The organism is Bradyrhizobium oligotrophicum, from assembly GCF_051168495.1.
In the GTDB taxonomy this organism is placed as follows: Bacteria; Pseudomonadota; Alphaproteobacteria; order Rhizobiales; family Xanthobacteraceae; genus Bradyrhizobium; species Bradyrhizobium oligotrophicum_A.
Window position 1 is genome coordinate 17,411 of the sequence record NZ_JBNPVB010000036.1, and the last position, 12,409, is coordinate 29,819.

The 12,409-nt window shown below is 66.0% G+C and carries 9 protein-coding genes and 1 pseudogene; 6 read left to right on the top strand and 4 right to left on the bottom strand.

The genetic code is table 11. The features are described 5' to 3' along the window. Window positions 1-3 precede the first annotated feature (3 nt). On the bottom strand, window positions 4-894 hold the full coding sequence (locus ACQR1B_RS35140; protein ID WP_434837450.1) for a LysR family transcriptional regulator: 891 nt from the start codon (window positions 892-894) through the stop codon (window positions 4-6). A gap of 83 nt (window positions 895-977) precedes the next feature. Here ACQR1B_RS35140 and ACQR1B_RS35145 point away from each other — a divergent pair, with 83 nt between their 5' ends. Continuing rightward, window positions 978-1,730 (top strand): sulfite exporter TauE/SafE family protein, encoded by a 753-nt coding sequence (locus ACQR1B_RS35145; protein ID WP_434837451.1) that lies wholly within the window; start codon window positions 978-980, stop codon window positions 1,728-1,730. On the opposite strand, the gene ACQR1B_RS35150 is transcribed toward ACQR1B_RS35145, so the two are convergent. After that, on the bottom strand, window positions 1,731-2,372 hold the full coding sequence (locus ACQR1B_RS35150; RefSeq protein WP_434837452.1) for a LysE family translocator: 642 nt from the start codon (window positions 2,370-2,372) through the stop codon (window positions 1,731-1,733). A 168-nt stretch (window positions 2,373-2,540) separates the two neighbouring features. On the opposite strand from ACQR1B_RS35150, the gene ACQR1B_RS35155 reads away from it, so the two are divergent. The 3 genes from ACQR1B_RS35155 to ACQR1B_RS35165 all read left to right on the top strand — a co-directional run bounded on the left by ACQR1B_RS35155 (window position 2,541) and on the right by ACQR1B_RS35165 (window position 9,183). Next, complete coding sequence (locus ACQR1B_RS35155) at window positions 2,541-4,286, top strand: adenylate/guanylate cyclase domain-containing protein (RefSeq protein ID WP_434837459.1); 1,746 nt, start codon at window positions 2,541-2,543, stop codon at window positions 4,284-4,286. Window positions 4,287-4,400: 114 nt separating this feature from the next. Further along, a complete protein-coding gene (locus tag ACQR1B_RS35160) occupies window positions 4,401-6,194 on the top strand; it encodes an adenylate/guanylate cyclase domain-containing protein (RefSeq protein ID WP_434837453.1) in 1,794 nt (597 codons plus the stop codon). A 181-nt stretch (window positions 6,195-6,375) separates the two neighbouring features. Continuing rightward, entirely contained in the window at window positions 6,376-9,183 is a 2,808-nt protein-coding gene (locus ACQR1B_RS35165) for a di-heme-cytochrome C peroxidase (protein ID WP_434837454.1), read from the top strand. Window positions 9,184-9,240: 57 nt separating this feature from the next. On the opposite strand, the gene ACQR1B_RS35170 is transcribed toward ACQR1B_RS35165, so the two are convergent. Beyond that, window positions 9,241-9,390, bottom strand: a complete 150-nt coding sequence (locus tag ACQR1B_RS35170) for a hypothetical protein (RefSeq protein WP_434837455.1) — start codon at window positions 9,388-9,390, stop codon at window positions 9,241-9,243. Between the two features lie 259 nt (window positions 9,391-9,649). After that, window positions 9,650-10,192, bottom strand: coding sequence for a methylated-DNA--[protein]-cysteine S-methyltransferase (locus ACQR1B_RS35175; RefSeq protein WP_434837456.1), 543 nt, complete (start codon window positions 10,190-10,192; stop codon window positions 9,650-9,652). Window positions 10,193-10,372: 180 nt separating this feature from the next. Between ACQR1B_RS35175 and ACQR1B_RS35180 the strand changes: the two genes are divergently transcribed. Together ACQR1B_RS35180 and ACQR1B_RS35185 are read left to right on the top strand one after the other, a co-directional pair. After that, window positions 10,373-11,173 carry a phytanoyl-CoA dioxygenase family protein gene (locus tag ACQR1B_RS35180; protein ID WP_434837457.1) on the top strand — a complete coding sequence of 267 codons (801 nt, stop codon included), beginning with the start codon at window positions 10,373-10,375 and terminating at the stop codon, window positions 11,171-11,173. 210 nt (window positions 11,174-11,383) lie between these two features. After that, window positions 11,384-12,331: pseudogene (locus ACQR1B_RS35185) on the top strand (NAD(P)H-dependent oxidoreductase); the annotation flags it as partial. Window positions 12,332-12,409: the final 78 nt, after the last annotated feature.

The following is a 12,409-nucleotide window of genomic DNA, read 5'->3' on the forward strand; positions in this document are numbered from 1 at the left end:
CGCTCACACCGCCGCCCGGCGCAGATGCTCGACGAGCAGCTTTGCCGGCCGCGGCAATGCCTTGAAGCTGCGGGCGCAGATCACGAGCCGGCGGTCGGCCCAGGCATCGCGCAGCGCGATCAGGCTGATCGGCATCGACCGAGCGCAGCGGCGCGCGGCGGCTTCCGGCAGGACGGCGATGCCGATGCCGGCCGCCACCATCTCGCAGATCGCATCGAAATCGCGCAGCCGTGCCCGCACCTGCAGGCGGATGCCGAGCCGCGCCGCATGGCGGCCGATATGGACGTTGAGCGCCGTCCCCTGGGTGAGGCCGATGAAGTCCTGCCCCGCGGTTTCGCTGAAATCGATCTGCCTGCGGCCCGCAAACGGGCCCGGCTTGCCGGCCACCAGGATCAGACGGTCCTCGCCAAAGGCGAAGCGTTCGATCGTCTCCGGCAACGCGTGCTCCGCGGCGAAGCCGAGATCGGCCCGGCCGGAGGCGATCGCCTCGGCGATCTCGGTGCTCTCGCGCTCCTCGACGTCGACATTGATGTCCGGGTTCGCGTGCAGGAAGGTCGCCAGCGCGCGGGGCAGATGCTCGGCAAGGCCGACCGTATTGGCAAGCAGCTGCACATTCGCCCGCTGCCCGGATGCGAAGCCCGACAGTTCGCCCTGCATGGCCTCGACATTGGCCATGATGATGCGGGCATGGCCGAGCAGGCTTTCGCCTGCCCCCGTCAGATCGACGCCGCGACGTCCACGCTTGAACAGCGCGACGCCGAACGCCTCCTCGAGCCCCTTGATGCGCGCGCTGGCCGAGGCCAGCGCCAGATGGGCCCGGTCGGCGCCGCCGGTGATGCTGCGCGCTTCGGCGACGGCAATGAACAGCCTGAGATCGACCAGGTCGAAACGCATATCCTTCTGCCTCAGTCATAGACGAAGGCTATCTCCGTATCCTCCACATTGTGCCCTGCGCACGGTCCGGTCAATGTCCGCAGATGATCGATCCGATACTCATCTTCATCGCCTTGGCCCTGACGCTCGCCGGCTTCGTGAAGGGTGCGCTCGGCCTCGGCCTGCCGACCATTTCGGTCGGTCTGCTCGCTGTGGCGATGCCGCCCGGCCGGGCGCTGGCGATCGTCATCGTGCCGGCCGTCATCACCAACATCTGGCAGACCTTCGCCGGCCGCTATCTCCGCGACATCGCCAGGCGCCTGTGGCCGCTGATGGTCGGCACCGCGATCGGCATCTGCCTGAACGCCGGCGCGCTCAGCCATGCCTCGACGCACTACGGCAACATCGCGCTCGGCGTGCTGCTGATAGTCTATGCCCTCTTCGGACTCACCCGCTATGCCTTCAAGGTCGCAGAGCGCCACGAGAAGTGGGTTGGCGGCATCGTCGGACTGATCACCGGACTGATCTCGGCCGCGACCGGCGTGCAGGTCGTGCCGTCGGTGCCCTACATGCAGGCCATCGGCCTCGAGAAGGATGAGCTGATCCAGGCGCTCGGCGTATTCTTCACGGTCGCCACCGTCACGCTCGCCTTCAACTTGACGAGCTCCGGCCTGCTCAGCACGGCCACCGCCCTGCCCGGCGCGATCGCGATGGTCTGCGCCTTTCTCGGCATGTTCGTGGGCCAGGCGGCGCGGTCGCGGCTGCCGGCCGAAGCCTTCCGCCGTGTGTTCATGATCGCCATGATCCTCCTCGGCCTCTATCTCGCCGTCAGCGCCATTATCGAGCTGGTGTGGTGATCAGCGCGCCTCGATCATCGCGATCCGGACGCCGAGATAGATGAGCAGGCCGCCGATCGCGCGGTTCAGCCAGAGCATCGCGTCGGAGGAGCGCCGCACGCCGCGCGCGGCGCGGGCCGCCGCGACGGCAACGCCGAGGCACCAGAGCGTGCTGTTGACGATGAAGATCGTCCCGAGGAGCAGGAAAGCAAATGCCTTGTGCGGCGCGTCAGCCGCGACGAATTGCGGCAGGAAGGCGAGGAAGAACATCGCCACCTTCGGATTCAGAACGTTGGTGAGCGCGCCCTGCCAGAACACCTGGCGCAGCAACACCACTGGCGCCGCGGTCGCGGTGCTTGCTGCTGCCATGTCCTTTCGACGCGCCAGGAGCTGGACCAGGCCGATGGAGACGAGGTAGGCAGCTCCCGCCCATTTCACCACGGTGAATGCCGTCGCCGATGCGGTGAGCAGCGCCGACAGCCCGATCGCGCTGGCGAGCACGTGGACCAGACACCCCGCGCTGATGCCGAAGGCGGCGGCCGCGCCGCCTCGCCAGCCCAGCTGCGCGCTGCGGCCGACGATGTAGGCCGTATCCGGACCCGGCGTGACGTTGAGCAGCAGCCCGGAGACGAGGAACAGCGGCAGATCGTGAATTCCAAACATGATTGAACGTTTCCTAACGAAACCGATCTAATCTCTATTCATCCCTGGTGTTGCCCGTCCCGAGCGGCGGCCGGAGGCCGCACGGTCGAAAGTAGCGCGATTGGGTCTGGAAAAGGATTGGATTCGGCCGCCTCGGCCATGGTATCCGCGAGGCGGGAGCATGACGTGATGGAAAGACGCCTCGCTGCCATCCTTTGCGCCGACGTCGCCGGCTACTCGCGCATGATGGGGATCGATGAGGCCGGCACGCACGCCGCCTTCAAGGCGCATCGCGGCGCGATCCATCCGATCATCCTCAATCATGCCGGCCGCATCGTCAAACACACCGGCGATGGCTTCCTGCTGGAGTTCGCGAACGCGGCCAGCGCCATCCAGTTCGGGGTTGAGATGCAGTGCCTGATGGCGGAGCGCAACGCGCACCTGCCGGCCGACCGCAACATGCGCTTTCGCCTTGGCATCCACAGGGGCGAGGTCACGATCGACGACGGCGAGGCCTTCGGAGACGGCATCAACGTCGCCGTCAATCTCGAGTCGATCGCCACCCCCGGCGGCGTTGCCGTCTCGGGCAGGGCCTATGAGGAGGCCAGCCCGCAGCTTCCCGTCAACCTGACCAACGCCGGGAACTTCCAGTTCAGGAATCTCCAGGCGCCGATACAGGCCTGGACCTGGGAACCCGGCAACGAGGCGGCGCTCCGGCGGCAGGCAAACGCCGACAGCCTGCCGTCGCACAATCGCACGGCCATTGTCGGCGTGCTGCCATTCGCCAATCTCGCCGATGCGGCCGACGAATACCTCGCCGACGGGCTTGCGGACGATCTGATCCATGCGCTGTCGCTGCAATCTTTCTTTCGCGTCCTGAGCCGCACGTCGACGTTTCGCTTCCGGGACCGCAGCCTCAATCCCCGCCTGATCGCCCGCGAGATCGATGCGACCTATCTGATCCAGGGAACGGTGCGGCGCTCGCAGGACAAGATCCGCGTGACCGCCGAGCTGATCGCCCCCGAGACCGGCGCCCAATTATGGACCGGACGCTACGATCGCGATGTCGGCGACCTCTTCGCGATGCAGGACGAGATCACCACCAGCCTGTGCGCGGCGCTGATGCCGGAGATCTACCGCGTCGAGGCCTCGGTTCCGATGCGTTCGCCGACGACGAACCCGACCGGCTGGGACCGCTTCCTGCGCGGCTTGTCGCACTACTATCGACCGACCAAGGTCGACTACGAAGTCTCGATCGCACTGTTTCGCGAATCCATCGCGCTCGATCCCACCCTCGGCATCGCGCACGCTTATCTGGCGACCATCCTGATGCAGGGCATCAGCTTCGGCTGGATCAAGGGCTCGCGCGAACTGTGGGACGAGGCAAAGACTCTGGCGCTCGACAGCGTCCGGCTCGACGCGCGCTCCTCGTTCGCCTACGCGATCCTGGCGTTCGTGCAGGCGATGCAGGGGGCGCACGAGGACGGCATGAAGGCGGCGCGCAAGGCCACGGACCTCAATGCCTACGACATGGGCGCCCGCGGCGTGCTCGGTCTCTGCCACATGGTCGCCGGCGATCATCAGCAGGCAATCGACCAGTTCTCGATCGCGGCCCAGCGCGGCAACAGTGACCCGCGCTATCAATGGCCGGCGCTGAACGCCTACAGCCACTATCTGCTCGGCCGCTACGAGGCGGCGCTGTCCTGGGCGCGTGAAGAGCTGTTCCTGTATCCCAACCATCTGCAGGCGCTGACCATCCGGGCAGCGACCCTGGGGCAGCTCGGCGAACGCGATCAGGCCCGCGAGGCCGTCGCGGGCCTGGGCGAGCAGTATCCCTGGCTGACGCTCGAGCGTCACCTCAAGAACATCCGCTGGAAGAATCGAGCCGACATCGACCACTACCGCGACGGGCTGATCAAGGCGGGGTTGACCTGAGCCGATCGCAGCATCCGTCTCCGAGTTGCCACATGGCCTACACATTGCTTCCGCAAAATCATTGGATTCGAGCGACGTTGCCGTGTTATCGCCCTCTGTCGGAGCGAGGAACGAATGGAGAGACGGCTGGCCGCCATTGTCTGCGCTGATGTGGTCGGTTACTCGCGGATGATGGGCGCCGACGAGGCGGGAACCCATGCCGCGTTCAAGGCGCATCGCGGCGCCATCCATCCGGTCATTCTCAATCACGGCGGCCGGATCGTGAAGTACACCGGCGACGGGTTTCTGCTGGAGTTTCCGAGCATCGTCAGCGCGATCGCGGCCGCGGTCGAGGTGCAGAAGCTGATGGCCGAGCGCAATGCTCACCTGCCGGCCGATCGCGTGATGCAGTTCCGCCTCGGCGTGAACATGGGCGACGTCATCTTCGACGAGGACGAGGTGTTCGGCGACAGCGTCAACACCGCGGTGCGACTTGAAGCCGCAGCCCCGCCTGGCGGAATCGCTCTCTCCAACAAAGCCTATCAGGAAGCGAGCAAGCACCTGACGGTCACCTTCGTCGACCGGGGACCGTTCCGCTTCAAGAACATCGAAGACAGCATCAACGTCTGGACCTGGGATCCCTCCACGCCGGAGAAGGTCCCCGAGCCGCAGGTTGCGACGTCCCTGCCGGCGCAATACCGGACGGCCATCGTCGGCGTGCTGCCCTTTGCCAATCTCAGCAGTGAGACCGACGAGTATTTCTCGGACGGACTGGCGGAAGACCTTATCCACGCGCTGTCGCTGCAATCCTTCTTTCGGGTGCTCAGCCGCAACTCCACCTTTGCCTTCAAGCATGCAGGAATGAGTGCCCGCTTGATCGCCCGCGAGATCGATGCGACCTATCTGATCCAAGGCTCGGTGCGGCGCTCCGGCAACAAGATCAGGGTCACCGCCGAACTGGTCGCGCCGGAGAACGGCGAACAACTATGGGCCGGCCGCTACGACCGCGACATCGGCGACCTGTTCGCCGTGCAGGACGACATCACCGCCAATCTGTGCACCGCGCTGATCCCCGAGATCTATCGCGCCGAGGCGGCGGTGCCGGTGCGCGCCAAGACGACAGACCTCACGGCCTGGGACCGCTTCCTGCGCGGGTTGTCGCACTACTACCAGCCCACCAAGGCCGACTACGAGAGTTCGATCGCGCTGTTCCGCGAGGCGATCAGGATCGACCCGGGCCTCGCCATCGCCCACACCTATCTCGGCACCATCCTGCTGCAGGGCATTCATTTCGGCTGGATCCGGAATTCGCGGGGGCTGTGGGACGAGGCGATGATGCTCGCCGAGGCCAGCGTGCGGCTCGATTCCCGCGCATCGTTCTCCTATTCGCTGCTGGCCTACGTCCATGCCATGCAGGGTCGCGTCGAGGCAGGCATGGAGGCGGCGCGCAAGGCGCTGCAGCTCAATCCCTACGACATGGGCGCGCGCGGCGTGCTCGGCGTGTGCCATCTCGTCGGCGGCGAGCACCGCCAGGCGATCGAGCTGTTCTCGGTGGCGGCCCAGCGCGGCAACAGCGATCCGCGCTATCAATGGTCGGTGCTCAGCGCATTCAGCCACTACATGCTCGGCCAGTATGACGCCTCGCTGTCCTGGGCCCGCGAGTCGCACTACCAGAATCCCAACCATCTGCAGTGCCTCGCCATTCGCGCGGCGGCCCTGGCGCAGCTCGGACGGTCGGCCGAAGCCGGCGAGGCCGTCGCAGCGCTCCTGAGCCAGCATCCGTGGATGACGATCGACCGGCTGCTGAGCAACATCCGCTGGCGCAATTCGGCGGACATCGCCCATTATCGCGACGGGCTCGTCAAAGCCGGCGTGCCGCTGACCAAGCTGACCCTGGTCGACACCAAGGCGAAATACGCGGGCGAATAGCGCGATCGCGACTTGAGGTTGACACTGCGGCGGGTTGCGCCGATCATTCACGATTGCATCATAGCGTATACCGTTCAGATGGCCGGACTCGGCCCATGCCGCGGCGCAATTCGGCGCCGATTTTCTTCGTTTGCGTGACCTACGTTTTCATCACTCAGGTGCTTTTCGAGGATGTCGTTCGATGCAAGAAGACAGCTCCCGCGTCCGTGACGCCCTGCCCGGACAGATTCCCGTTTCGCCCGACAATCCCTGCCCGTTCCTGCGCGCGCTCGTCGGCGGCGGCTTCGTCGACGGCCACAGCGTCCCGCTGAAGACCATCGCCCACAACGTCGAGGCGGCCAGCGGCGAGACCGGCTTCAAGAAGCGCGTCGTCGGCGTCAAGACCTTCGGCGTCGCGCTGATCGCCAACGGCCTGTCGCCGCTGCGGCTGCTGAAGAGCCTGTGGTCGGGCGCCGATCTCGACCAGTTGCGCAACGGCCCGCTCGACAAGCACGGCGGCGGCTCACGTATCCTCGACGCCGAGGCCAAGGTCCATGCAGAGGAGATCGACCGGCTCGCGGGCTTCGGCAGCGATTATGCCGATCCCAATGGCGGCACCGAGCGCGGCCTCGACGAAGCGCAGATCCAGACCTTCATGAAGGCCAATCTGAAGCGCGATGGCGACAAGGCGCGCTGGTACTACCCGCTGCTGATGCAGGGCGAATGGCCGGTGCTGCTGAACATTCTGGGCAAGGGCGAAGGCGATACGCGCTATCTATCCGTCGCCGAAGTCCGCACCCTGTTCGTCGAGCGCCGCTTTCCGCAGCGCATCGCCGCACGGCTGATGGCCAAGCCGAAGCCTGCGAACGTCATCTGGCGCATCGGCAAGGCGGTCATCGGCGCCGTGATCGTTGTCGTCGTCGGCGTGCTGCTGGCCTGGGTGGCCGCGCCCGACGCGGTCAGCGACAAGCTCAGTGCGATCCTGCCGAAGAAGCTCGCGGCGCTGATTCCGCCAGCGCTGCCGGAGACGGAGCCGACCAAGGCGGCCTACTGGCTCGACCAGGGCTGGACGACCAAGGACCGGCACTGGTTCCACCACGTGACGCAGGGCACGGCGACCTTCCCGATTCCCTACGACTGGTTCATGGCGATGGAGCAGCCCTATCTGTCGCCGTTCGGCACGCCGGGCCTGATCTCCGACAGCAGCTATCTCGAACGGTTCGGCTTCATCCCGAGCCCGAAGAGCGTCGATGGCGATCCCAGCGCGTTGCGCTCGTTCGGCTATGCGGCCAATGCGACCGCCAAGACCGACACCGCTCCGGCGCTGCCCGCCGGACTGAAGCCGAGCCCGGCCGGCAATGAAGGCGGCCTGCCGGTCGGCTTCGCCCGGCTCAGCGGCGCCACCGATCCGGCCACCGGCGCCGCACAGTCCGACAAGATCGGCTTGACCTGCGCGGCCTGTCACTCCGGCAGCATCCACTACAAGGGCGTCAGCGTCCGCTTCGACGGCGGTCCCGGCATGGTTGACCTGCGCAAGCTGGAAGAGGCCATGGGGTTCGCGATGATCCTCACGCAATACGTCCCTGGCCGCTTCTCGCGCTTCGCCGATCGCGTGCTCGGCCCCAACGCGTCCGATGCCGATCGCGCCACCCTGAAGAAGGGGCTGAAGGGCGCAACCGACTTCGCGCTCACCATGCAGGCCAAGAACTATCAGGCCGCGATCGAGGCCAAAGGCCAGACCGAAACCGAGGAAGGGTTCGGGCGGCTCGATGCGCTCAATCGCATCGGTAATCAGGTGTTCTATCTCGACATGGCCGTGAGCGGCCTGCCGAACATGCTCGGCAACCAGGAGGCCATCGACGCACCGGTGTCCTATCCGCCGATCTGGACCGTGCCCTGGTTCTCCTGGGCGCAGTATGACGGCTCGATCTCTCAGCCCCTGATCCGCAATGCCGGCGAGGCGCTCGGCGTGTTTGCGCAGATCAACTTCTCGCCGGAGACGGCGAGCAACAAGCTCTGGCGCTCGTCGATGGCGCTCGAGAACCTCATCCATATCGAGGACATGCTGCGCGGCCCCGACCCGTTCGCGACGACGATGCCGGCATTCGGCGGCCTGACCTCGCCGAAATGGCCGGAGAAGCTGTTTGCCGGCGACGACGCCTGGAAGGTCGACCCGGCCCGTGTCGAGCGCGGCCGCAAGCTCTACGCTGCGGTCTGCGTCGAGTGCCATCTCGGCCCGGTCGCCGATCCGGTGTTCGACAAGACCTATCCGGACAAGAGCTTCTGGAAGATCAAGCCGGCCGAGGATTGGGAGAATAAGGGCTGGAATGCGCGAGGCCCGATCCTCGATCTGGTGCAGAAGCCGGTCGATGCGATGCAGACCGATCCCGGACAAGCGACCATCCTGGCCACCCGCACCGTGAAGGTGCCCGGCTTCCTCGACGTCGATCCGGCCAAGGATCTGAAGGGTTGCAACCTGCCGCAGGGCTCGACCACCGACATGCCCTACGCGCTGGCGCTGATGGCCGTCGTGCAGAAGGCGAGCGACAAATGGATGGAGGACCGTAACCTCTCTCCAGCCGAGCGGGCCGCATTGTGGGGCGACCGCCAGAACTGCCCAAACCCGGCCGGCAAGAGCTACCGGGCCCGCCCGCTCAACGGCGTCTGGTCGACCGCGCCCTATCTGCACAACGGCTCGGTACCGTCACTATACTGGCTGCTGACACCCGCCGCCGAGCGGCCGTCCTCGTTCTGCCAGGGCGCCCGCGACTATGACCCGAAGCAGGTCGGCTTCGCCGTGCCGAAGGGCGGCGAGAGCGCGTGCAAGGTCGGGCAGACCTTGTTCATGACCACGGAGTCCAGCGGCAAGCCGATCAAGGGCAACAGTACGCGCGGCCATTCCTTCGAGGGTCCCGCGAAGCCCAACAAGGACTATCCGAACGGGATCATCGGCGGCGCCTTCTCCGAGGAAGAGCGCTGGGACCTGGTCGAGTATCTGAAGACGCTCTGAGGTCACGCGACGGTGCGCCCACGAGGTGCACCGTCCTGCCGCGCGTCAGCCGTCTGCTCAGAACATCGCGGGCGGGCTGATGTTCACGCCGTGCTGGACCAGCACGAGAGACGCGACGACGCCCGTCAAGGCGAACATCGTCACCAGGCCGAAGCCGGAATTGAGAGCATGGGGCCCAAAAAATTTTCGCGCGATCCTCATCAACATCAATGTCTCCTCCTGAATGTCGTCAATGCGCATTACTAGAGGGACGGCGCGTTACCGGGTGGTTTCCAGGCTTGCAGAGATCGGCGCGTGGTGAATGCATCCTTGAATGCTTATTAGGCCCGGCATGAAACCTGATTCATACTGACGGCCATTTGGAATTGCTTAGCCACGAGCGCCGTGCCGGCGCTCCGACGAGTTGAACGTTTCGGCGAGCTCCCGCTGAACGAAGGCCTGCCACCGTTGACACAACTGCTCGCGATCAATCGAACAGGCTCGGCGTATGGTTCACCGCCGCGCCCTCGATCGCCAGCATCTTCAGCTTGGTGTCGACGCCGCCATTGGCGGAGAAGCCGCCGGGCTTGTTGCCGGCCGCGAGCACGCGATGGCAGGGCACCACGATCGGGCACGGGTTGCGGCCGAGCGCCTGGCCGACCTCGCGCGACAGCGCGACGCCGCCGAGCTGCTTGGCGATGTCGCCGTAGGTCAGCGTCCGGCCCGGCGGGATCCGGCGCGCGATGTCGTAGACGCCGCGTTGGAACGCGCTGACGCCGTCGAGATCGAGGTCGATGTCGGCGAGATCATCAGGCTGCCCCGCGAGCAGCGCCTTGATACGCGTCATGACGCGCTGCACATGCTGCGGCGGCTCGGCCTCGGCGATGCCGGCGTAGCGCTGCTGCATCCGGAGGCGGGTCTTGTCGACGCCGCCCATCGGCAGTTGCACCGCATTGATGCCGCGCGGTCCGCAGGCGATCGCGCAAGTGCCGATCGCGGTCTCGAACAATGCGTAGAAATAGTCTGACATGGCGGGCTCCATCGTCGCTCTGCCCCGTATCGTCTGCTGGCAAAATAGGCTTGGAGAATGTTGCGATCCACCCGGATTCTGCCAATGTCGACAGGCGCGGCAGGACGATACGGTTTGCATCGCGGGCAGCCCGGCGGGAAGACCGGGCGCCGTCGAGACCAACGAACGAGGGAGAACGCCATGAAGCTGACATCGGAGCAGACCGAGTTCTTCAACCGCGAGGGCTGGCTGTTCCTGCCCGAGTTGTTCAGCCTGGAGGAGACCGCCTTCCTCGCCCGCGAGGCCGAGGCGATCTATGCCGCCAACCGTCCCGAAGTCTGGCGCGAGAAGAGCGGCGCGCCGCGCACGGCCTTTGCCGCGCATCTCTACAACGACGCGTTTCGGGTGCTGGCCGCGCATCCACGCATGATCGATCCGATCGAGCAGATCTTCGGCGAGAAGCTCTACATGCATCAGTTCAAGATCAACGCCAAATCGGCCTTCACCGGCGACGTCTGGCAATGGCACCAGGACTACGGCACCTGGAAGCGCGACGACGGCATGCCGGAGCCGCGCGCGATGAACATCGCGATCTTTCTCGACGAGGTGATGCCGATCAACGGCCCCTTGATGCTGGTGCCCCGCAGCCAGCATGCCGGCGACCTCCAGGCGTCACACGATCTCGCGACGACGTCCTATCCGCTGTGGACCTTGGACGAAGCGACGGTGACGCGGCTGGTCGCCGAGGGCGGCATCGTCGCGCCGACCGGCAGGCCCGGCGGCATGCTGCTGTTCCACGGCAATCTCGTGCACGGCTCGGCCGGCAACATCACGCCCTACCCGCGCAAGATCGTATACCTCACGCTCAACGCGGTCTCGAACTACATCCGCTCGCCGACGCGGCCGGAGTACATTGCGCATCGCGACTTCACGCCGATTGCGACGCTGCCGGACGACGCGTTGCTGCAGCTCGCGCGAGCGCATCGCGAGGCGGCGGAGTAGAGGCATAAGGCGAACCACCAAAACAAGTCGTCTTGCCCGGGCTTGCCCCGGGGAATCCATCCCCTTAGGCAAAAGCGCTCTGTTGCGAGATGGATGGCCGGGCCTTCGCCGCGCCGAAGGGGCTTCGGCCCCGCAGGCGGGTCAAGCCCGGCCATGACGACGGGGTTGATAGTTGCAGGTCGCGCGACAATCTGAAAACCGGATGCTAAAATGAACCTCCATTCCCTCCTCCAAGCCCGCAACGCGTCCGGCAGGCCGGTGCGAGTCGCGCTGATCGGGGCCGGCAAGTTCGGCTCGATGTTCCTGGCACAGGTGCCGCATGTCGCGGGGCTCGAAGTGCCGGTCATCATCGATCTCGATCCGCAGCGCGCCCGGGACGCGTGCCGAACGGTCGGCTGGAGCGCGGAGCTGATCGAACGCACGGCGTTCAGTGCTGATGGCACGAAAGCGCTGGCTGACGGGATCGACGTCGTGGTCGAGGCGACCGGCAGCCCGGCCGCCGGCATTCGCCACGCGCGCTCCGCGATCAGCGCCGGCAAGCACATCGTGATGGTCAATGTCGAGGCCGACGTGCTGGCCGGGCCGCTGCTCGCCGACGAGGCGCGCAGGGCCGGCGTGGTCTATTCGCTCGCCTATGGCGACCAGCCGGCGCTGACGGCGGAGCTCGTCGACTGGGCGCGCGCGACCGGCTTCCACGTCGTGGCGGCCGGCAAGGGCACCAAATATCTGCCGTCCTATCACGACGTCACGCCCGACGGCGTCTGGCAGCACTACGGCTTGACCGCCGGCGAAGCGCAGTCCGCCGGCATGAACCCGCAGATGTTCAACTCCTTCCTCGACGGCACCAAGTCGGCGATCGAGATGGCGGCGATCGCCAACGCCACCGGGCTCGACGTGCCGACGGATGGCCTGTGCTTTCCGCCCTGCGGCGTCGACGATCTGCCGCACGTGCTGAGACCGCGCGACCGCGGCGGCGTGCTGGAGCGATCGGGCATGGTCGAGGTGGTGTCGTCGCTGGAGCGGGACGGGCGGCCGGTGTTTCGCGACCTGCGCTGGGGCGTCTACGTCGTGCTGGAGGCGCCGAACGACTACGCGGCGGACTGCTTCCGGCAGTACGGGCTGAAGACCGATGCGAGCGGCCGCTATGCCGCGATGTACAGTAAGCGATCATTTCCCCCCACCTTGTTGCTGGCGGTTTGATCGTCAACATGCGTTCCGTCTTTGAGATGGCGGTTT